The 20,489-nt window shown below is 41.8% G+C and carries 22 protein-coding genes; 11 read left to right on the forward strand and 11 right to left on the reverse strand.

The features are described 5' to 3' along the window. Positions 1-44: 44 nt before the first annotated feature. Together pgeF and rluD are read right to left on the reverse strand one after the other, a co-directional pair. The gene (gene pgeF / locus HEMROJRC1_RS06595) at positions 45-779 is read right to left on the reverse strand and encodes a peptidoglycan editing factor PgeF (RefSeq protein WP_226692948.1); all 735 of its coding nucleotides are present in this window, start codon (positions 777-779) and stop codon (positions 45-47) included. 1 nt (position 780) lies between these two features. Then, on the reverse strand, positions 781-1,755 hold the full coding sequence (gene rluD / locus HEMROJRC1_RS06600; RefSeq protein WP_226692181.1) for a 23S rRNA pseudouridine(1911/1915/1917) synthase RluD: 975 nt from the start codon (positions 1,753-1,755) through the stop codon (positions 781-783). Between the two features lie 112 nt (positions 1,756-1,867). Here rluD and HEMROJRC1_RS06605 point away from each other — a divergent pair, with 112 nt between their 5' ends. Continuing rightward, entirely contained in the window at positions 1,868-2,659 is a 792-nt protein-coding gene (locus HEMROJRC1_RS06605; protein ID WP_226692182.1) for an outer membrane protein assembly factor BamD, read from the forward strand. A 51-nt stretch (positions 2,660-2,710) separates the two neighbouring features. On the opposite strand, the gene HEMROJRC1_RS06610 is transcribed toward HEMROJRC1_RS06605, so the two are convergent. The 5 genes from HEMROJRC1_RS06610 to pnp form a co-directional block, all read right to left on the reverse strand. Continuing rightward, positions 2,711-2,860, reverse strand: coding sequence for a hypothetical protein (locus HEMROJRC1_RS06610; RefSeq protein WP_194812983.1), 150 nt, complete (start codon positions 2,858-2,860; stop codon positions 2,711-2,713). A gap of 12 nt (positions 2,861-2,872) precedes the next feature. Next, on the reverse strand, positions 2,873-4,294 hold the full coding sequence (gene mltF, locus HEMROJRC1_RS06615) for a membrane-bound lytic murein transglycosylase MltF (protein WP_226692183.1): 1,422 nt from the start codon (positions 4,292-4,294) through the stop codon (positions 2,873-2,875). A 114-nt stretch (positions 4,295-4,408) separates the two neighbouring features. Next, positions 4,409-6,226: a DEAD/DEAH box helicase gene (locus tag HEMROJRC1_RS06620; protein WP_226692184.1), complete on the reverse strand. Its 1,818-nt coding sequence runs from the start codon at positions 6,224-6,226 to the stop codon at positions 4,409-4,411. A gap of 177 nt (positions 6,227-6,403) precedes the next feature. Continuing rightward, positions 6,404-7,348 (reverse strand): lipoprotein NlpI, encoded by a 945-nt coding sequence (gene nlpI / locus HEMROJRC1_RS06625; RefSeq protein WP_226692185.1) that lies wholly within the window; start codon positions 7,346-7,348, stop codon positions 6,404-6,406. 84 nt (positions 7,349-7,432) lie between these two features. Beyond that, on the reverse strand, positions 7,433-9,562 hold the full coding sequence (gene pnp, locus HEMROJRC1_RS06630) for a polyribonucleotide nucleotidyltransferase (RefSeq protein WP_226692186.1): 2,130 nt from the start codon (positions 9,560-9,562) through the stop codon (positions 7,433-7,435). Between the two features lie 251 nt (positions 9,563-9,813). On the opposite strand from pnp, the gene nanQ reads away from it, so the two are divergent. Next, the gene (gene nanQ, locus HEMROJRC1_RS06635) at positions 9,814-10,284 is read left to right on the forward strand and encodes an N-acetylneuraminate anomerase (RefSeq protein ID WP_226692187.1); all 471 of its coding nucleotides are present in this window, start codon (positions 9,814-9,816) and stop codon (positions 10,282-10,284) included. A gap of 65 nt (positions 10,285-10,349) precedes the next feature. Here the strand turns inward: nanQ and HEMROJRC1_RS06640 are convergent, their stop codons facing one another. The 4 genes from HEMROJRC1_RS06640 to asd form a co-directional block, all read right to left on the reverse strand. Beyond that, positions 10,350-10,571: a sulfurtransferase TusA family protein gene (locus tag HEMROJRC1_RS06640; RefSeq protein WP_226692188.1), complete on the reverse strand. Its 222-nt coding sequence runs from the start codon at positions 10,569-10,571 to the stop codon at positions 10,350-10,352. Positions 10,572-10,585: 14 nt separating this feature from the next. Further along, a complete protein-coding gene (locus tag HEMROJRC1_RS06645; RefSeq protein WP_226692189.1) occupies positions 10,586-11,623 on the reverse strand; it encodes a YeeE/YedE family protein in 1,038 nt (345 codons plus the stop codon). A gap of 318 nt (positions 11,624-11,941) precedes the next feature. Continuing rightward, positions 11,942-12,565, reverse strand: a complete 624-nt coding sequence (locus tag HEMROJRC1_RS06650; protein ID WP_226692190.1) for an FKBP-type peptidyl-prolyl cis-trans isomerase — start codon at positions 12,563-12,565, stop codon at positions 11,942-11,944. Between the two features lie 23 nt (positions 12,566-12,588). Then, complete coding sequence (gene asd, locus HEMROJRC1_RS06655) at positions 12,589-13,458, reverse strand: archaetidylserine decarboxylase (protein WP_226692191.1); 870 nt, start codon at positions 13,456-13,458, stop codon at positions 12,589-12,591. A gap of 479 nt (positions 13,459-13,937) precedes the next feature. Between asd and tatA the strand changes: the two genes are divergently transcribed. The 9 genes from tatA (at position 13,938) to rplS (ending at position 20,386) form a co-directional block, all read left to right on the forward strand. After that, positions 13,938-14,171: a twin-arginine translocase TatA/TatE family subunit gene (gene tatA, locus HEMROJRC1_RS06660; RefSeq protein ID WP_226692192.1), complete on the forward strand. Its 234-nt coding sequence runs from the start codon at positions 13,938-13,940 to the stop codon at positions 14,169-14,171. A gap of 3 nt (positions 14,172-14,174) precedes the next feature. Beyond that, entirely contained in the window at positions 14,175-14,735 is a 561-nt protein-coding gene (tatB, locus tag HEMROJRC1_RS06665; protein ID WP_226692193.1) for a Sec-independent protein translocase protein TatB, read from the forward strand. A gap of 10 nt (positions 14,736-14,745) precedes the next feature. Beyond that, a complete protein-coding gene (tatC, locus tag HEMROJRC1_RS06670; protein ID WP_226692194.1) occupies positions 14,746-15,525 on the forward strand; it encodes a twin-arginine translocase subunit TatC in 780 nt (259 codons plus the stop codon). A gap of 65 nt (positions 15,526-15,590) precedes the next feature. Next, positions 15,591-16,613, forward strand: a complete 1,023-nt coding sequence (hemB, locus tag HEMROJRC1_RS06675) for a porphobilinogen synthase (protein WP_226692195.1) — start codon at positions 15,591-15,593, stop codon at positions 16,611-16,613. Between the two features lie 214 nt (positions 16,614-16,827). Further along, positions 16,828-18,177 carry an NADP-specific glutamate dehydrogenase gene (gdhA, locus tag HEMROJRC1_RS06680; RefSeq protein WP_226692196.1) on the forward strand — a complete coding sequence of 450 codons (1,350 nt, stop codon included), beginning with the start codon at positions 16,828-16,830 and terminating at the stop codon, positions 18,175-18,177. Positions 18,178-18,394: 217 nt separating this feature from the next. Beyond that, positions 18,395-18,643, forward strand: a complete 249-nt coding sequence (gene rpsP, locus HEMROJRC1_RS06685) for a 30S ribosomal protein S16 (RefSeq protein ID WP_226692197.1) — start codon at positions 18,395-18,397, stop codon at positions 18,641-18,643. Between the two features lie 36 nt (positions 18,644-18,679). Further along, on the forward strand, positions 18,680-19,207 hold the full coding sequence (gene rimM / locus HEMROJRC1_RS06690) for a ribosome maturation factor RimM (RefSeq protein WP_226692198.1): 528 nt from the start codon (positions 18,680-18,682) through the stop codon (positions 19,205-19,207). A 55-nt stretch (positions 19,208-19,262) separates the two neighbouring features. Next, entirely contained in the window at positions 19,263-20,012 is a 750-nt protein-coding gene (gene trmD, locus HEMROJRC1_RS06695) for a tRNA (guanosine(37)-N1)-methyltransferase TrmD (protein ID WP_226692199.1), read from the forward strand. Positions 20,013-20,035: 23 nt separating this feature from the next. Then, on the forward strand, positions 20,036-20,386 hold the full coding sequence (gene rplS / locus HEMROJRC1_RS06700) for a 50S ribosomal protein L19 (RefSeq protein ID WP_194812938.1): 351 nt from the start codon (positions 20,036-20,038) through the stop codon (positions 20,384-20,386). The last annotated feature ends 103 nt before the right edge of the window (positions 20,387-20,489 follow it).

A 20,489-nucleotide genomic window follows, 5' to 3' on the forward strand; every position in this document is an offset into this window, starting at 1 on the left:
AAAGCGACCGATTAAGTCGCATTTTTCACTGTCAACGAATCGTGTTAATCAAACCAGATAACACTTGCCATTCGACCGGTTTTTCCTTCTCTTCGATAAGAAAAAAATAAGTTCTCTTCATTGAATGTACAATGGTTACCGCCGAAAATGTGAACAATACCGAGTTTATTTAGGCGTTGTGTCGCAATTTGATAAAGATTGCCGAGATATTTTCCCGTTTGGTTCGGATCTGGCTTGAAAGCGGTTTCGGCGATAGGATTAAACGCTATAAATTGTTCAATCACTTCTTTTCCTACTTGAAAGGCGGTAGGGCCGATGGCAGGACCAAGCCACACAATAATATCTTGCGGTTCGGCTTGAAAACATTTTACGGTTTCTTCCAGTATGCCATCACATAGTCCACGCCAACCGGCATGCGCTGCGGCAACTTCGTCGCCTTGATTGGTGGTGAAAAGTACCGGCAAACAATCTGCGGTCATCACCGCACATACTTGATTCGGTTGATTCGTGTAAACCGCATCCGCTTCGATATTGTTATCGCCATAAGGTAACCGAATAACGCGGGTACTATGGGTTTGGGCTAAGAATAAAGGGGATTGGGGAAGATTGAATTTTTCTACCAATAAAGTGCGGTTGATTTCGACCGCACTTTTTTCATCACCCACGTGATCACCCAAATTAAAACTCGCAAAAGGAGTAAGACTTACGCCACCTGTGCGTGTTGTGGTAAATGCGTGAATATTTGCGGCTACCTGCCAGTTTGGATAAATAGCTTTCATATTAGTAATCCAATTCATCTTTGTGTTCGAGATAGTCCGCTTTTAAGGCTTCAAGTAATTCAACAAAATCATTCGGTAGAGGCGCATACCATTCCATCATTTCCCCTGTGATCGGATGTGCCAAACGTAACATCACGGCGTGTAACGCTTGACGTTTAAAGTTACGCAATACTTCCATAAAACCCTCGCTTGCATTTTTAGGCGGACGAGGGCGACCACCGTAGGTTTGATCTCCCAATAGCGGGTGAGCTATATGCGCCATATGAACCCGAATTTGGTGGGTTCTACCGGTTTCTAAGCGTAAGCGTAAGCGGGTATAGTTGCGGTAGTTTTCCATAATACGATAATGTGTGACGGCAGGTTTTCCCATAGGATGTACCGCCATCAGCGTACGTTTGGTGGCATGGCGTGCCATCGGCTGATCCACCGTTCCGCCTTTTGTCATAATGCCGGAAGCGACGGCCTCATATTCGCGCGTGATTTTGCGTTTTTGGAGATCGCGTACAAGTTTTGTTTGTGCCGGAATGGTTTTGGCGACCACCATTAAACCCGTCGTATCTTTATCAAGGCGATGGACAATGCCGGCACGGGGTACTTCCGCAATCGGCGGATAATGATAAAGCAGTGCATTGAGCACCGTGCCGTTCGGATTACCCGCTCCGGGGTGAACGACAAGATCTTTCGGTTTATTTATCACGATAATATGATCATCTTCATAGACGATATTGAGCGGGATATTTTCCGCTTCAAAACGGGTTTCATCTTCTACTTCTACGACAATTTCAATTTGTTCTCCGCCCAGTACTTTTTCACGCGGTACATTGGCAATACGATCGTTCATTTTCACTCGATCCGCTTCAATCCATACTTTTAGACGTGAACGGGAATATTCCGGGAACAACTCGGCAAGGGTTTGGTCTAAACGCTGCCCCATTTGTTCGGGCTGAACCTCAGCCGAAAGGGTTATTTGCGGCATAAAAATCTATCTCACAAGAGGTTTAAAAAGTTGGCTTATTTAACAATGTTCTATACAATGTCGGTCAATTGTATCTTATTTATTGGTTTTCGTAAAAATTAAGGAAAAAACAATGCGTAAAATGAAAGTATTGGCGTTACTTGCAGTGGCTGCATTTGCCGTGGTCGGTTGTTCAAGCGGTAATAAGGAAGTGGAACAAGCCTCTGTGGATGAGCTTTATAATAAGGGAGCGGCTTCATTGCAAGAAGGGGGATATGCCGATGCAATCCGTTATTTAAGTGCGACAACAGCACGTTTCCCCGGCAGTACTTATCAAGAGCAGGCAATGCTGGATTTAATTTATGCCTATTATAAATCGCAGGATTACACGGCGGTATTGGTTAATGTAGATAGTTTTTTAAATCAATTCCCACAAAGCCCAAATCGTGATTATGCCGTGTATATGGCAGGCTTAACAAATTCCGCAACCGCAGATAATGCCATTCAGGATTTTTTCGGGATTGATCGTGCAACCCGTGAAACAAAATCATTGAAAACCGCGTTCTCAAATTTCCAAAGTTTAGTACGTGCGTTCCCGAATAGTCCTTACTCACAAGATGCTTTGGCGCGTATGGCGTATATTAAAGATTCTTTAGCCCGCCACGAATTAGATATTGTGAAATTCTATGCTAAACGCAATGCGGATGTGGCGGTCGCAAACCGTGTTGTGGGGATGTTGCAATTATACCCTGATACACAACCGACCTATGAAGCATTATTCTTTATGCGTGATGCTTATCGAAAAATGGGATTGGAAACCTTAGCCAATCAAACCCAACAAGTGATTGATGCAAATAAAGATAAGCAATTCTCCAAAGTGGAAAAACCGAAAGATTCGGAATTAGTCGTACCGACAGCTAAATAAAAAAATAAAGAAAACCCCGACGGCGTATCGGGGTTTTCTTTTTTCGATAAATTAACCGCAAATCTCTTGCACGACAAATTGCAGAGCTTGGCGTTTAAATTGTTTTTGTTTACGATGTTTTAGTCGTCTTAAACGTAAGTTCCGAGAGGAGGAAATATCTCGAGACTTCACTTTTTTCAAGAAGGTTTTTCGTTTTAACATTGCTACTTTCTCCTATTCTTGTTTATTTTTGACCGCACTTTCAAATTCATTATTGTTTTGATTTTCCCGAACTCGATGGTAGTTCACAATACTATTCATATAACGGCGAATATTTTCGACATATTGATAGGCCTCATAACCGCGTGCATAGCCGTATTTCAAGCTACTATAATGGCGTTTTTCCGCTAATAACGGTAAGTTATTTTTTACATCAAGCCAATTATCCGGATTACCTCCCAAGTTTTTGGTTAAACGGCGTACATCGACTACGTGTCCTAATCCCATATTATATGCCGCCAGTGCATACCAAATACGATCTTCTTGCGGAATGCTGTCAGGCATTTGTGAAATCAGCCAATGTAGATATTCTGAGCCTGCTTTAATACTCTGTTCCGGATCGGTGCGGTTACTAATTTTCATTCGTTCCGCCGTGTCTTTTGTCAGCATCATCATACCACGTACACCGGTAGGCGAAGTGGCATCCGGATTCCAATGAGACTCTTGATACGCCACTGCGGCTAATAAACGCCAATCCAAATCGCCTTTATGCTTCTCAAAGAGCGGTTGATATTGCGGCAGAATTTTTTCGATCGCTTCTAAATAAGCACGACTATCCACATAATCGAATTGGGCGATATGGCGGAAATATTTTTCTTCAATCCGATCAATCAAACCGGTATCAAGCGCATTGTTCATAAAATCTAACAGTCCGGCTTGCAACTCGCTATAAGAATTATTGGCCAGATACCAATGTACGCTTGCTTCATCCGTCAAATCAAAAGCAATGGTAAGATTAGGGCGAATTTGTTGTACGGCGGCCACATCAATGGAATTAGCGATGGTGTAAGGTATCTTCCCTTCCGCTACCTGTATCAACAATTCTTCTTGTGTGAATCGTCGGTTATTTTTCCATTTTAGCTTTGGATATTTTTTCTGAAATTGAGCTAATAATTCTTCTAATTCTCCACCACCGGCAAATTCGATTTCCCGCTGAACTTGGCTTAAATCTTTCGGACGATTTTCTCCTTTTTGATAAACCAGTTGCCAAGAGGCGGAGGTATAAGCCGGGCCTAATTGAAATTGTTCGGCTCGTTTGGGATGAAAGAGCAAGTTTGCCGCCGCCAAGTCAATTTGATTATTTTCAAGTGCCTGAAAAAGCGCATCCGTATTTTCTAACGTTTTAATTTCAAGCTCTACGCCCAGATAATTGGCAAAACTTTTTGCCAATTCATATTCCAAACCGGATTCCCCTTTAGCACTAATGAAATAATAAATCGGATTATTAATTGTACCTACAACCAAACTGCCGCGAGATCGGATGGCTGAATAGTGATTTTCTTCCGATCGCATGATTTTTTGCCACGGGAATACCATATCAATCGCCCAAAGTAACAAAGCAAAAGCGGCAATAATGCGTAAAAATAAACCTTTCAAATACCTTATCCTATTTTGTAAATTGTGGCGGATTGTAACGGGAATTTTGTGTATAGACAATAAAAAGCCCCTTCAGATTTTATTTAAGGGGCTTAGAATTAGTGTTTAAGGATTTTAGCCACGGCGTGCTTTGCGTGGTTTATCACTAAAAGAGCGGTTGGATTTTTCGTTAAATTTACGTCCTCCACGCTCGTTACGTCCTCGCTCACGAGCAAAGTCATTGCCACGTCCTCCGCGACGTTTACCGTTGAAATCATCTCCGCCACGGTTACTATCAGATTTTACCGCACCAAGAAATGACATTTGCATTTGTTTATTCAACACGCGGGTTTTGCCAAATTGGTGAAGTAATTCTTTCGGCATTCCTTGTGGCAATTCTACGGTGGAATGTTCATCATAAAGTTTGATATGACCAATATAACGGCTATCAATATCACCCTCATTTGCAATCGCACCCACAATATGACGAACGTCCACGCCATCCATTCTACCCACTTCAATGCGATATAAATCCATTGGTTGCGGATTGCCATAGCCTTTGCGTTCTCCGCGACGTTCCGCAGAACGTGGATTTTCGCGGCGATCACGTTCATTACGGCGGCGTTTTTCCATTGGTGGATCAGGAGGAAGGATAAGTTTTTGTTTACCTTGAAGTAACATTAACATTGCTGCCGCAATATCTTCCTGATCTTGATCTGCGGTAAATAAATCTTCCAACAGGCTGCGATATTGTTCCAGATCGTGATGCTCAAGTTGTTTGGTGATTTTCGCTACGAATTTCTTACGGCGACATTCTTGCAACACTAAATGGTTCGGCAATTCCACTTCATTGATCGGTTTTTTCATTAAGTGTTCAATATTGCGAAGTAAGCGGCGTTCACGTGGTTCGACAAACAATAGCGCACGGCCTGAACGACCGGCACGACCGGTACGACCTATACGGTGAATATAAGATTCAGCGTCAAGCGTAATATCGTAGTTTACAACGAGGCTGATGCGTTCAATGTCAATACCGCGTGCTGCAACATCGGTTGCCACAACAATATCAAGGCTGCCGTTACGCAAACGGTCAAGGGTTTGTTCACGTAATTGTTGCGTCATATCTCCATTAAGTGCGGCTGAACGAAAGCCGTTTTTTTCAAGCAGTTCGGTAATATCCAGTGTTGCGGTTTTGGTACGGGCGAAGATAATCGCCGCGTCAAAATCTTCTACTTCTAAAAAGCGAAGAAGTGCTTCATTTTTACGCACTCCATGTACATACCAGCAACTTTGTTCAATATCCGGTGCGTTTTCGTTATTGACTTTGATCTTCACTTCTTTCGGATCGTTCATAAAGCGCTTGGTTATGCGGCGAATAGGTTCCGGCATCGTTGCAGAGAAAAGTGCGGTTTGATGATTTTCCGGCAATTCCGCCATCACGGTTTCTACATCATCAATAAAGCCCATTCGTAACATTTCATCGGCCTCATCAAGCACGATAAAGCGAAGCTCGGATAGATCTAAAGTACCGCGGCGAATATGATCGAGAATACGCCCCGGTGTGCCGACAACCACTTGCGCTCCCTGTTTTAAAGCGCGAAGTTGAATGTCATAGCGTTGACCGCCGTAAAGCGTAACAATGCGTGTACCATGCGCATATTTCACAAATTGTTCACAAGCATCCGCTACTTGGATGGCAAGTTCTCGGGTTGGTGCCATCACTAACATTTGCGGATGTTTTGCCGCTGTATCGATTTGTGCTAGAAGCGGTAAAGCAAATGCAGCGGTTTTACCGCTACCGGTTTGTGCCATACCCAGCACATCATTGCCATTGAGCAAATGCGGAATACAAGTTTGCTGAATTGGGGAAGGGGTTTCAAAACCTAAGTCTGAAACGGCTTTTAAGATGAACTCAGGTAAGCCCAAGTCATTAAAAGTGATTTTGTCTGTCATTAAAATTCTCGAATTATAAATAAGGAAAACTCAATAGAGTTTCAGGTAGGGTGTGTTAGGTTTACCGTAACGCACCGTTAAACAGCATTGAAATCACATTTTGGTGCGTTACGGCTTCGCCTAACGCACCCTACGATGGTTTTCAATTTGTGCAAGTGGTACATCATACTGCGATTTTTATAAAACAACCGCTTTTGCGACCGCACTTTTCTCTTCTTTTTCGTTTTCTGTTTGAGCCGGTTTTAATTTCATTAGCTCAAACGAAGCAAAACGATACTCAACAAAGTTATAAACCTGATTTGCCATTGCCAGTTTAAATAAAGCCGCCGCTTCATCTACCAGCCCTACATTGAGTTTTTGTTTTGCTAGATAAAAATAGGTTTCTGTTAGAATTTCTGCGTATTGCTGAGAATTTTTAGCAAATTCATCGGCGCGTTGTTGCAATTGTTCTAAAGAAATATGTCCTAAGTAGTATTGAACGATATTTGTACCCCAGAAATCCTCTGATAGCCCTTTTGCTCGTTCAACAAGGTTTGCATGGGCTTCTTGTGGTTTTAATTTTTGTTCGTTCAAGTACAGCCATAAGACACGGTAAGGATCTTTTGTATCGGCTTGGTAGAACTGTAAGAAATCTTGTTCGGCAAGATTGTAACGTCCCACATAATAAAAATTTAAACCACGATTAAGGTGGGTATAGTCATAGCTTGCATCCAATTCAAACACCGCATTAAAGGTTTCTAATGCGCTGTCATAATCCTCTTCAAGCAATAAATAAAGCCCTAAATAGTTATACACAGAAGCCATTTTAGGCTGCAATGCAAGGGCTTGAGTAAAATCGTAACGTGCTAATCCCCATAAACCAAGGGAATCATATAAAACCCCGCGTTCAAAGTGCAGTGAAGCTCGTTCTTCATTACTCATTTTCCCAACTAATAACACTTGGCTGATTCGCACAATCATCACTTCCTGTTCAAAGTGTGAATTTGGGTTTTGTTCAGCAAGCATTACTTGATTTTTAGACACAAAAACGTTTCCTGACTGAATACAGCCTGTAAGAAACAACACCGCACATAAGCTAAATAAATAGATTAAAAAATGGTGAGGTAGTCGAAAACATCGCATTTGCTTTCTTTTGTGTCAATAAATTGTTGGAAAGAACAAAACTTGATGACACTTGCCATCAAGTTCTGATTTCATCGACCAAGATTATTCTTGTTCTTCCGTAGAATCTTCTTGGTTAATTTCGGTTTCTTGTTTTGGTGCCAAGTCTTTCATTGTTAAGCGGATACGGCCTTGACGATCGATTTCTACCACTTTCACATTGACTTCTTGACCCAATTGAAGGTAATCACTCACTTTTTCTACGCGTTCTTCTGCGATTTGTGAAATATGAACTAAACCTTCTTTGTTGCCGACGATTGCAACAAATGCACCAAAGTCTGCTAAGCGGGTTACTTTACCTTTGTAGATTGCCCCCGCTTCTACTTCTGCAACGATTTCTTCAATGCGTACCATCACGTTTTTCGCCGCATTGCTATCTACCGCTGCAATTTTCACTGTGCCGTCATCATCAATATCGATAGAAGTGCCGGTTTCTTCCGTTAGTGCGCGAATTGTTGCGCCACCTTTACCGATAACATCTTTGATTTTCTTCGGATCAATCTTCATTGTGTGAATACGCGGTGCGTAGTCGGAAATATCGGCACGCGGCTCAGGAATCGCTTGTTCCATCACGCCGAGAATATGCATACGCGCGCTTTTCGCCTGATTTAAGGCGATTTGCATAATTTCAGGGGTAATCCCTTCAATTTTGATGTCCATTTGAAGTGCTGTTACCCCTTCACGTGTACCGGCAACTTTAAAGTCCATATCACCCAAATGGTCTTCATCTCCAAGAATATCGGAAAGCACCACGAATTTCTCTTCTTCTTTCACTAAGCCCATCGCGATACCGGCAACGGCAGCTTTAATCGGTACGCCGGCATCCATTAATGCAAGGGATGCACCGCATACCGATGCCATTGAAGAAGAGCCGTTTGATTCGGTGATTTCAGAAACCACTCGCACCACATAAGGGAATTCGGTAAGACTTGGCATGACTGCTGCAACACCACGTTTGGCTAAACGACCGTGACCGATTTCACGGCGTTTTGGCGAGCCGATCATTCCGGTTTCACCCACAGAGTACGGCGGGAAGTTATAGTGGAATAAGAAGTGATCGGAGCGTTCACCGGTCAATTCATCGATAATTTGTGCATCACGCTCGGTCCCTAAAGTTGCCACCGCCAATGCTTGGGTTTCACCACGGGTGAAAATGGCAGAACCATGGGTGCGAGGCAATACACCGGTGCAAATATCTAATGCACGCACGGTGTCCACGGTACGTCCGTCAATGCGCGGTTCACCGGCGATGATACGACCACGCACGATTTGGCTTTCAAGTGCGGTGAAAATATCAACGATTTTACCTTCGCTGATTGCTTCATCTTCTGCGGTGATTTGAGCAATCACATCCGCTTTAATCGCATCAATTTGCTCATAACGGGTTTGTTTTTCGGTGATACGGTAGGCATCACCCAAGCGTGCTTCGGCAATGGCTTTCACTTTATTGATTAAATCGGTATTCGGTTCAGGTGCAACCCAGTTCCAACGGGGCTTACCGGCTTCCGCAACAAATTCTTTAATCGCTTCAATCACTACTTGTTGTTGTTGATGACCGAATACGACGGCAGATAACATTTGTTCTTCCGTTAAAATATCCGCCTCGGATTCAACCATTAATACGGCTTTATCGGTACCGGCAACCACCAAATCCAAACGGCTTTGTTTTTGTTCAGCCATGGTTGGGTTTAATACAAATTGATTATTGATAAAACCGACACGTGCCGCACCGATAGGGCCATTAAATGGTACGCCAGATAATGAAAGTGCCGCAGAAGCACCAATCATTGCAACTAAATCCGGGCTAATTTGCGGGTTAACGGAAACTACCGTTGCGACCACTTGAATTTCGTTAAAGAAACCTTCCGGGAATAATGGACGGATTGGACGATCAATTAAACGTGCGATCAAAGTCTCACCTTCAGACGGACGACCTTCACGTTTGAAGAAACCGCCCGGGATTCGACCGGCTGCGTAAGTACGCTCTTGATAATTAACCGTTAATGGGAAAAAATCTTGACCTTCTTTTACATCTTTTTTAGCAACCACGGTAACGAACACGCTGGTATCATCCATGCTTGCCATCACCGCTGCCGTTGCTTGACGCGCAATCGCACCGGTTTCTAGGGTTACGGTGTGCTGACCGTATTTAAATTGTTTAACAATTGGATTCACAATGTTTTCCTTCTTATATCTTAAAACAATGCTTTATTTTCCAGATTGCGACTAACAAAAGAAATCTTTGAAAAATCAACCGCACTTTATATAACAAAAATTTCTTTTGATAGCCGCACGCTAATACAGAAAACAAAGCGCACGTATTATACAGATGTTTTAATGTGATTGGTAACTTTATTTCACCTCGCCGACTTGCTATTATGAGGCGATCTTTATTCATTATTCACATATTCGCATAAGGAGAGAATATGATTATCGGTAGTTTAACCAACCCGAATTTTAAAGTGGGTTTACCAAAAGTGATTGTAGAAGTCTGTGACTATCTAACTGCATTGGATTTAACCGCATTAGAGAACTGTCGCCACGACATTAATGATCAAATTTATATGAACGTGATGGAGCCGGAAACCGCTGAACCAAGCAGTAAAAAGGCGGAATTACATCACGATTATTTAGATGTACAAGTGTTGATTCGCGGCACGGAAAATATTGAGGTCGGCGCAACTTATCCGGATTTAACCAAGTATGAGGATTATAACGAAGCCGATGATTATCAGCTTACCTCTGAAGATATTGAAAATAAATTTACCGTTACATTAACCCCCCAAATGTTTGCCGTGTTTTACCCTTATGAACCGCATAAACCTTGCTGTATAGTAAAAGGTAAATCGGAAAAAATAAAAAAATTAGTGGTGAAAGTACCGGTTAAATTGATCTAGTTTTTATATACTTAGTAAGAAAAGAGCGGTCAAAAATCTTTTTGTTTTTTGACCGCTCTTTGCATTTATTTCACCACTGTGATCGTCCATTTTGCATCACCGATTTGTTCAAAATTAGTGACATCATAGCCTTCTTCCGCAGCCCAAGAGGGGATCGCTTCCGTAGCTTGCGTACAATCAAATTCAATTTCTAAGCCGTCTCCTTTATTGAGTGTTGCCATCGCTTCTTTGGCTTCAACAAGGGGAAAAGGGCAAACTAAACCAAGAGTCGGTAATTTAACAATCATTTTTTCTCCTAATATTAAGATACAGATTTTAATTGATGCGGGCGGATAATCGTAAAATAAGCTGCAACCCTAGTGCCAAGTACCATCAAAGGAAGGGATACCCAACCTTGCCATGAAAAATAAGCGGTGGCGACTAAAGCGTTGCCTATTGAGCATCCTCCCGCAAGGCTTGCCCCAACGCCCATAAGTATGCCGCCGAATGCACTTCGTACTATGGTTTGAATATCCGGTAAGCGAAGACGAAATTCGTTACTGCCTTTTGCGGCAATAAATGAACCAATGAAGATTCCCAATACCAAGAACACGCCCCAGTTGATAAATTTTGTATCATCGGTGATTAAGTACTGCATAATATTTGCTGACGGCGTGGTAATGCCTAGCCCCCCAATACGTCCGGTTGCGACACTCAATGGCCAAGCGACAAGAGCGATTAAACCGATTAACAATGCAGAAACGAACGGATGCCAGCGTTTTTCAAATAATATGTGTGCAATACCGATTTTTTTCGGTTTGAGTGAAGCAACCTTAGCTTGCGGTTTAGAAAGATGTTTATAGACATAATAGCCTGTAACAACGGTTAATAAAGCAACGAACCACCAAGCCGAAATACCAACCGTTTCATAAATATTACGCTCCTCCACTTTTACACTGCGTACCGCACGGTTAATATCGCCAAGCGGACCGGTACGCATCATCGCACTCAACAGCATATACATAAATAATGCAACCCAGCTCCCGATAAGCCCTTCAGCCGCACGATACCAAGTTCCTGTGGCACAACCTCCGGCATAAATAATACCGATACCGAATAAGAAAGAACCGCTAATCACCGCAAGGTATTCAAAGTTTTTGGCAGGTTCAATATTCAACCAACCTATCTCTTTTAAAATGAAGAAACCGATAGATTGCACCGAGATTGCAATGAACAAGGCGACAAACATTTTGTTGTTTTTTGTTACATATAAATCCCGAAATGCACCCGTGATACAAAAACGTCCACGCTGCATAACAAACCCAAGCAAAATACCGCAAAGTAATCCTGTTAAAAGCATTGATCCTCCGGACAAAAATTAAGGAAAAGGTGGAGTTATTTTTAATTGGAGGAGGGAGAATATGCCAATAATTTTTGGTTAATTGATATGTGATTTTGTAATAAAAAGTGCGGTTAGAAATACCGGAATTTTTCACCATTATGTAGTTGTTGCACAAAACAGAGTAGGGTGTGTTAACCAAAAAGGCGTAACGCACCATTAAACCCAAATTTGGTGCGTTACGGCAAGCCTAACGCCCCCTACATTTGAATTAAAAACAGCCTTTTGTGCAAGTGATGCATAATACCGGAATTTTTAACCGCACTTTTTATCTTTAAATTAAAGAATATCGAGTAATTCTACTTCAAATACTAATGGAGAGAACGGTGGGATAGAGGCGCCGGCACCACGTTCTCCGTAGGCTAATTCGTGTGGAATGGTTAATTTCCATTTCGATCCTACAGGCATCATTTGTAGCGCTTCTACCCAGCCGCGAATAACGCCGTTTACCGGAAATTCAGCAGGTTGGCCGCGTGCGACAGAGCTATCAAACACCGTTCCGTTTGGTAAAGTACCGATATAGTGAACACGAACTTTGTCGGTTGCGCTCGGTTTTGCGCCTTTGCCTTCGGTGATGATTTCATATTGAAGACCGCTATCCGTGATATTTACCCCATCTTTTTTGGCATTTTCAGCTAAGAATACTTTTCCTTCTTCTTCAATAACTTTAAATTGAGCTTGCTGCGCCTCTGCCGCTTGTTGTTGAAGTTGTTGTACGGAAGTCATTAAATCATTCATATCTAATGCCGGTTGATTGTGATTTAAGGCATCAAAAATACCTTTCGCCACCGCTTCAACCATGATGTCCATTTGACTATCAAGTAATTGTTGGCCGATTTGTAAGCCGATCCCATAGCTGCCTTTTTCAGAGATACTCTCTAATTTCACGTTTTTAAAACTCATTGCTGTTTTCCTTTGTTAAAAAATTAGTTTTTGTATGCCAAGATTTCGCCCATACGCACCGGCTCGTCTACCGTTAAATGATCGGCTAAACGCACTTGGTTTTCTTGGAATAGGTTAATGACGGTTGAACCGAGTTGGAACCACCCCATTTCTTGGCCTTTCATTAATTTCACTGCATTTTCGCCCTCGTAAGTCCAAGTTTTCACGGTATCGTGACGTGGCGGATTAATCACACCGGCCCAAACCGTACCGATGCTTGCTGTGATGGTTGCGCCGACTAGAATTTGTACCATTGTGCCAAATTCCGTATCAAACACACAAATAACACGTTCGTTACGAGCGAATAAGTTCGGGATATGTTGAGCTAAAAACGGATTGACGGAAAATAACTCCCCCGGCACATAAATCATTTTGCGTAATGTTCCGTCACAAGGCATATGAACGCGATGATAATCACGCGGAGAGAGGTAAGTGGTGACAAACTCGCCGTTTTTAAAGGTTTCCACCAAGGTTTCATCTTCCGCCAATAACGCTTCTAAACGGAAAAAATGTCCTTTGGCTTGTAGTAATCGGTTGTCATCAATATGACCGCATTCGCTAATCCGACCGTCTGCCGGCAAGCACAGCGCGTTTGGATTTTGATTAATTGGACGGGCATTTTCTTTTAAAGGACGAATAAAAAATTCGTTAAAACTGGCGTATTCGTTAAATTGTTCCTTTTGCGCAATACTCATATCAATGCGATATTTTTTCGCAAAGGCTTGAATGGCAAGATGAGTGATTTTCCCCCATTTTTGTTTGGCAAACCAACCAGCAAAACGGGTTAGATAAAGTTGCGGCATCACATATTGAAAGGCAACTTTTAGGCGTTGCCAATAAGAAATCCGGTTCATTATTCTTTTTCCTCAATAAAAATTAGGCGCTGATTATAGCAATTTTTGCCATTCTTCCAACTTTTAAATTCTCGGTATTATGTAGCACTTGCACAAATCATCGTGGGTGTCGTTAGGCGAAGCCGTAATGCACCATATAGAGGGGGGTAATGATGAAATGGTGCGTTACGCAAAGCTTAACGCCCCCTATTCCCGCTAAATATTGGATATAAAATTCACTTTGTGCGACTGCTACATAATACCGTAAATTCTCAACGAAAGTTGACCGCACTTTTGTTGTAGTAAATTAAAATAGACACTAAAGTTGCAAACCGAAGACAGTACAAGTAGAACGGAAAAGTGCAGCAATACTCGTCAACATTTTTAAATTTAATTCATTATGAATGGGGCAAAATAATTCCCCTTAGCTATTGTTCAATGAGGGTAAAAAGAGTATATTCAGCCCGAATTTTTTATTTTTAGAAAACGGAGTTTTTATTATGTTCGGTTTATCCCCTGCGCAAATGATCATCTTGCTAGTGGTGATTTTGTTGGTTTTTGGTACGAAGAAGTTAAGAAATGCAGGTTCTGATCTTGGCGCGGCAGTGAAAGGATTTAAAAAAGCGATGCAAGATGATGAGCCGAAATCGAAAGATGCGGAATTTAAATCAATTCAAGACGAATCGGCAAATACGACAAAATCTGAAAGCGTAAAAGAGAAAGAACAGGCATAACCCGTGTTTGATATTGGTTTTTCCGAACTTGTTTTATTAATGATAGTGGGCTTGGTTGTGCTAGGCCCTAAACGTTTGCCTGTGGCAATTCGAACCGTGATGGGCTGGGTAAAAACCATTCGCGGATTAGCGGCGAATGTTCAAAATGAATTAAAACAAGAACTGAAACTGCAAGAATTGCAGGATAGCATTAAGAAAGCGGAATCGTTGAATTTGCAAACACTCTCTCCGGAATTGGGTAAAACCGTTGAAGAATTGAAAATGCAAGCGAATAAAATGCGTGCGGAGTTAGAAGCGAAAGCCGCAGAAGCCGGTACGACGGTGGAAGAACAAATTAAAGAAATCAAAAGTGCGTCTGAAAATGCCGATAAATCTGTCGAAGCTTCGCTTTCCGAAGAAACTCTAACTTCAAATGAAAAGATAGAGGTTTCTGAAGAAGAAAAAACAGCTTTGAATTTGACCGCACTTGAAGCCCACGAACAAGCGGAATTGACCGAACGCTTATCCGATTATTATCCGCCGGATGATATAGAAGTTACTCCGGCACAAAAGTCCCAATCATAGCGAGCTTTTTATGAGTAACGTGGATGAATCTCAACCTCTTATCACTCATCTTGTTGAACTAAGAAACCGACTACTGCGTTGTGTGATTTGCGTCTTGGTCGTTTTTATCGCCTTGGTATATTTTTCTAATGATATCTACCATTTCGTTGCTGCTCCACTAACGGCGGTTATGCCAAAAGGGGCAACGATGATTGCAACCAATATTCAAACCCCTTTTTTCACCCCTATTAAATTAACGGCGATTGTTGCGGTGTTTATTTCAGTCCCTTATTTGCTTTATCAAATTTGGGCGTTTGTTGCACCGGCATTGTATCAACATGAAAAGCGAATGATTTATCCGTTGTTGATTTCCAGTACTATTTTATTTTATTGCGGTGTTGCATTTGCCTATTATGTAGTGTTCCCTTTTGTGTTTGGTTTTTTCACCCAGAGCGCGCCGGAAGGTGTTGCCATTGCAACGGATATTAGTAGTTATCTTGATTTTGCCTTAGCGTTGTTTCTTGCTTTTGGCGTATGTTTTGAAGTACCGATTGCAATTATTTTGCTTTGTTGGAGCGGCGTTACCACGGTGAAAGCCCTTTCAGAAAAACGCCCTTATATTATTGTTGCCGCATTTTTTATCGGTATGATCTTAACACCACCCGATGTGTTCTCTCAAACCTTGCTTGCCGTGCCTATGTGTCTGCTATTTGAAATCGGTTTGTTAATCGCACGTTTCTATCAACCGAAAGAAGAGCAACTAAAAGAAGATGAAAGTGCGGTTGAAAATTCGGAAGAATTAAAAAAATAGTATTAAGCCAAATGGGGGAAAATTCCCCCTTTCTCGTAATAAGTAGTCAATAAAAGGAAGATAAGATGACCCAACAAATTTTTACCGGATTCCCGACCCGCCGTTTACGCCGTTTACGCAAACATAATTTTAGTCGCCGTTTGGTTGCGGAAAACAAACTGACGGTAGATGATTTAATTTATCCTGTCTTTATTTTAGAAGGTGAAAATTATCGGGAATCCGTGCCTTCTATGCCGGGCGTAGAACGTTTAACTCTCGATCAATTACTCATTGAAGCCGAACTTTTGGTGAAATATGGTGTGCCGGTGGTCGCTCTGTTTCCTGTCATTGAACAGGATAAAAAATCTTTGATGGCGGAAGAGGCCTATAATCCTAAAGGTTTGGTTCAGCGAGCGATTTGCGCGTTAAAAACTAAGTATCCCGAATTAGGAGTATTGACGGACGTGGCGCTCGATCCTTATACGATTCACGGTCAGGACGGTATTATTGATGAAAGCGGCTATGTATTAAATGACATCACGACCGATATTCTTATCAAACAAGCGCTTTCCCACGCAGAAGCAGGGGCGGATATTGTCGCGCCGAGCGATATGATGGACGGACGTATCGGGCGTATTCGTCAGGCTTTGGAAGAAAAAGGTTTCGTTAATACGCAAATTATGGCGTATTCTGCAAAATACGCCTCTAACTATTACGGACCTTTCCGTGATGCGGTTGGATCATCGGGCAATCTAAAAGGTGGCGATAAGAAAACCTATCAGCTTGATCCGGCAAACGGTGATGAGGGCTTACAAGAAGTTGCACTGGATTTACAGGAAGGGGCGGATATGGTGATGGTAAAACCGGGAATGCCGTATTTGGATATGGTCTATCGAGTGAAAAAACATTTCGGTGTGCCGACTTTTGCTTATCAAGTATCAGGCGAATATGCAATGCATATGGCGGCAATTCAAAACGGTTGGTTGAAGGAAAAAGAATGTATTATGGAATCCTTGCTTTGTTTTAAACGGGCTGGGGCAGATGGTATCTTGACTTATTTCGCAAAACAGGTGGCGGAATGGTTGTATTTGGAAAACAAAAATAAATAGCGGTTTGTCATTTTTACTGCCAAAATTAAATCCTATCTAATAAAATCGAGATTTTTTTATAAAAAATCTCGATTTTTCTTTTTTCTTCATTTTTTATGTAAAAAAATCGTTGCAATACTGATCGAGTCATTGCATATTGTTTTTGAACCGCTCCCAACGGTTATTAAAGAAAAAAACAAGCACACAACATCAATAATTAAGAAGGAAACATAATATGTCAACAGTTGCATCTTTAGACGCATTCTTAGCAAAAGTCGCTCAACGTGATGGTCACCAACCTGAATTTCTACAAGCAGTTCGAGAAGTTTTTACTTCTATTTGGCCATTTTTAGAAGCAAACCCTAAATATTGTTCAGAAGCGTTATTGGAACGTTTAGTTGAGCCTGAGCGTGCATTCCAGTTTCGTGTGGCATGGACTGATGACAAAGGACAAGTTCAAGTAAATCGCGCGTTCCGTGTTCAATACAATAGTGCGATTGGCCCGTATAAAGGCGGTATGCGTTTTCATCCGTCCGTCAACTTGTCTATCTTAAAATTTTTAGGATTCGAACAAATTTTCAAAAATGCGTTAACCACATTACCGATGGGCGGTGGTAAAGGCGGTTCGGATTTTGATCCTAAAGGTAAATCTGATGCCGAAGTGATGCGTTTTTGTCAGGCTCTCATGGCGGAATTATATCGTCATGTGGGGGCTGATACGGATGTTCCTGCGGGAGATATCGGTGTAGGTGGTCGTGAAGTAGGTTATCTTGCCGGTTATATGAAAAAATTATCCAACCAAGCCGCCTGCGTATTTACCGGTCGCGGTTTATCTTTCGGCGGGAGCTTGATTCGTCCGGAAGCAACCGGTTACGGTTTGGTTTATTTCGCACAAGCGATGTTGGCAGAAAAAGGCGATAGCTTTAAAGATAAAGTCGTTTCTGTTTCAGGTTCCGGTAATGTGGCACAATATGCTATTGAAAAAGCCTTGGCATTGGGGGCGAAAGTGGTTACTTGCTCGGATTCTTCAGGTTATGTCTATGATCCGGAAGGTTTTACTTCTGAAAAATTAGCCGCACTTTTAGAGATTAAAAATGTAAAACGTGGTCGAGTGAAAGATTATGCCGAACAATTCGGTTTACAATATGTTGAAGGCAAACGTCCTTGGGAAGTGAAAGTCGACATTGCACTACCTTGTGCGACTCAAAACGAACTTGAAATTGAGGACGCCAAAATCTTGATCGCAAATGGCGTGAAATTAGTTGCAGAAGGGGCGAATATGCCGACTTCCATTGAAGCAACCGATGCATTTTTAGAAGCTAATGTATTATTCGGTCCGGGTAAGGCCGCGAATGCCGGTGGCGTGGCAACGTCCGGTTTGGAAATGGCGCAAAGTTCGCAGCGGTTATACTGGACTTCCGAAGAAGTGGATGAAAAATTACACCGTATTATGTTGGATATTCACGCAAACTGTAAAAAATACGGTACTGTTGAAGGTCAGGAAAATATTAATTACGTAGTGGGTGCAAACGTAGCAGGCTTTGTGAAAGTCGCTGACGCAATGTTGGCACAAGGCGTGTATTAATCATAAAAAACACTTAGAAACGACCGCACTTTGATGCCTAAAGTGCGGTCGTTTTTTTATGAAGTTTTCGTTTTATACGAGTCTTGCTTTTTTGTTCAAAAAGTGTAAAATTCCGAGGCTTTTTGTCTATATATACAGAGAAAAAAGTAAGCTATATTTTAAATGACTTTCGAATTTTAAAATATTCTTTTAGTAATCAAATAGTTAGAGGAAGGTTATGGTAACCATTCGTTTATCTCGTGGCGGAGCTAAAAAACGCCCATTTTATCAAATCGTAGTAGCAGACAGTCGTTCACCACGTGATGGTCGTTTCATTGAGCGTATCGGTTTCTTCAATCCGATCGCACAGGGTAAAGCAGAACGTGTGCGTATTGATTTAGACCGTGTAAATCACTGGGTCAGTCAAGGTGCATCATTATCTGATCGCGTTGCGAGTTTGGTAAAAGAAGTTCAAAAAGCCGCTTAATTCTTGCTTTTTGAACAGAGATGATAGGTGAAGAATATGGAACAACAACGTATTGAAGTTGTGGGCAAATTAGGCTCGACTTACGGTATCCGTGGGTGGTTACGTATTTATTCATCAACCGAATATGCTGAAAGCATTTTTGACTATCAACCTTGGTTTTTAAAAATCAAGGGGCAATGGCAACTAACGGAAATTGAAAATTGGCGTCATCATAATCACGAGCTCATCGTGAAACTAAAAGGCATCGATGATCGTGAGGCTGCACAGGTTTTGGCAAACGTTGAAATCGGTGTGGATTTATCCGTATTTCCCGAGTTAGAAGAAGGCGATTATTACTGGCACGATTTAATAGGTTGTTCGGTAGTAAATCTGCAAGGCTATGCGATGGGGACGGTAACGGAAATGATGGAAACCGGTTCAAATGACGTACTGGTGGTTAAGTCTAGTGCCAAAGATGCTTTCGGAAAACAAGAACGGTTAATTCCGTTTTTGTATGAACAAGTAGTTAAAAGAGTCGATCTCACCACGAAAACGATTGAAGTGGATTGGGACGCTGGTTTCTAATCTCAAGTATGCACGAACGTAATGTAGTACGTTTTAAGCAAAGTAGGAATAAATCATGTGGATTGGAATAATTACGTTATTCCCCGAAATGTTTAAGGCAATTACGGAATTTGGGGTAACAGGCAGAGCGGTAAAACAGAAACTTCTGCATGTGCAATGTTGGAATCCGCGTGATTTCACGCATGATAAGCATAAAACTGTGGATGACCGTCCTTATGGCGGTGGTCCGGGAATGCTGATGATGGTGCAGCCTTTACGGGATGCTATTCGGGCAGCGAAGACAGTAGCAGGAGAAGGTGTAAAGGTAATTTATCTTTCACCACAAGGACGTAAACTTGAACAATCAGGTGTGACGGAGCTGGCTCAAAATCAAAAATTGATTTTAGTTTGTGGACGTTACGAGGGAATTGATGAGCGATTGATTCAAACTGAAATTGATGAAGAATGGTCAATCGGGGATTACGTTCTAACCGGTGGGGAATTGCCGGCAATGACATTAATTGATGCCGTTGCCAGATTTATTCCCGGTGTATTGGGAAAACAAGCTTCCGCAGAAGAGGATTCTTTCGCAGAAGGGTTGTTAGATTGCCCGCATTACACAAGGCCGGAGGTGTTGGAAGGCTTGACTGTGCCGCCGGTGCTGATGTCGGGGCATCACGAAGAAATTCGTAAATGGCGATTAAAAAAATCGCTGGAAAGAACGTGGCTCCGTCGCCCTGAGCTCTTAGAAGGCCTAGCTCTGACTGACGAACAATCTAAGCTGTTAAAAGAAGTAAAAGCGGAAAATAACGGCATAATCAGTTAAATCTAGGATCAAAGGATCAAAAAATGTCTAACATTATTAAACAACTTGAACAAGAACAATTAAAACAAAACCTACCGAGTTTTCGTCCGGGTGATACTTTAGAAGTTAAAGTATGGGTAGTGGAAGGTAGTAAACGTCGTTTGCAAGCGTTTGAAGGCGTGGTTATTGCAATTCGTAACCGAGGCTTGCACTCTGCATTTACTTTACGTAAAGTTTCAAACGGTGTTGGTGTTGAACGTGTATTCCAAACTCATTCTCCGGTTGTTGAGTCAATTGCCGTGAAACGTAAAGGTGCGGTACGTAAAGCTAAACTTTACTACTTACGTGAACGTTCAGGTAAATCAGCTCGTATTAAAGAACGTTTAGGCGAATAATTTCGCGATAAAAAAGGCTTGGTTTTCCAAGCCTTTTTTGTTGTAAAAATCATTAAAATTTAACAAAACTTGCAAAATATCAAATTTTTTTGAAATAAAATTT

This window comes from Rodentibacter sp. JRC1, assembly GCF_020521555.1.
GTDB classification, from domain to species: domain Bacteria; phylum Pseudomonadota; class Gammaproteobacteria; order Enterobacterales; family Pasteurellaceae; genus Rodentibacter; species Rodentibacter abscessus.

Coding starts and splice junctions, on each gene's coding strand:
- pgeF (WP_226692948.1), bottom strand. CDS start 779: ATGAAAGCTATTTATCCAAACTGGCAGGTAGCCGCAAATATTCACGCA.
- rluD (WP_226692181.1), bottom strand. CDS start 1,755: ATGCCGCAAATAACCCTTTCGGCTGAGGTTCAGCCCGAACAAATGGGG.
- HEMROJRC1_RS06605 (WP_226692182.1), top strand. CDS start 1,868: ATGCGTAAAATGAAAGTATTGGCGTTACTTGCAGTGGCTGCATTTGCC.
- HEMROJRC1_RS06610 (WP_194812983.1), bottom strand. CDS start 2,860: ATGTTAAAACGAAAAACCTTCTTGAAAAAAGTGAAGTCTCGAGATATT.
- HEMROJRC1_RS06620 (WP_226692184.1), bottom strand. CDS start 6,226: ATGACAGACAAAATCACTTTTAATGACTTGGGCTTACCTGAGTTCATC.
- nlpI (WP_226692185.1), bottom strand. CDS start 7,348: ATGCGATGTTTTCGACTACCTCACCATTTTTTAATCTATTTATTTAGC.
- nanQ (WP_226692187.1), top strand. CDS start 9,814: ATGATTATCGGTAGTTTAACCAACCCGAATTTTAAAGTGGGTTTACCA.
- HEMROJRC1_RS06640 (WP_226692188.1), bottom strand. CDS start 10,571: ATGATTGTTAAATTACCGACTCTTGGTTTAGTTTGCCCTTTTCCCCTT.
- HEMROJRC1_RS06645 (WP_226692189.1), bottom strand. CDS start 11,623: ATGCTTTTAACAGGATTACTTTGCGGTATTTTGCTTGGGTTTGTTATG.
- HEMROJRC1_RS06650 (WP_226692190.1), bottom strand. CDS start 12,565: ATGAGTTTTAAAAACGTGAAATTAGAGAGTATCTCTGAAAAAGGCAGC.
- asd (WP_226692191.1), bottom strand. CDS start 13,458: ATGAACCGGATTTCTTATTGGCAACGCCTAAAAGTTGCCTTTCAATAT.
- tatA (WP_226692192.1), top strand. CDS start 13,938: ATGTTCGGTTTATCCCCTGCGCAAATGATCATCTTGCTAGTGGTGATT.
- tatC (WP_226692194.1), top strand. CDS start 14,746: ATGAGTAACGTGGATGAATCTCAACCTCTTATCACTCATCTTGTTGAA.
- hemB (WP_226692195.1), top strand. CDS start 15,591: ATGACCCAACAAATTTTTACCGGATTCCCGACCCGCCGTTTACGCCGT.
- gdhA (WP_226692196.1), top strand. CDS start 16,828: ATGTCAACAGTTGCATCTTTAGACGCATTCTTAGCAAAAGTCGCTCAA.
- rpsP (WP_226692197.1), top strand. CDS start 18,395: ATGGTAACCATTCGTTTATCTCGTGGCGGAGCTAAAAAACGCCCATTT.
- rimM (WP_226692198.1), top strand. CDS start 18,680: ATGGAACAACAACGTATTGAAGTTGTGGGCAAATTAGGCTCGACTTAC.
- trmD (WP_226692199.1), top strand. CDS start 19,263: ATGTGGATTGGAATAATTACGTTATTCCCCGAAATGTTTAAGGCAATT.
- rplS (WP_194812938.1), top strand. CDS start 20,036: ATGTCTAACATTATTAAACAACTTGAACAAGAACAATTAAAACAAAAC.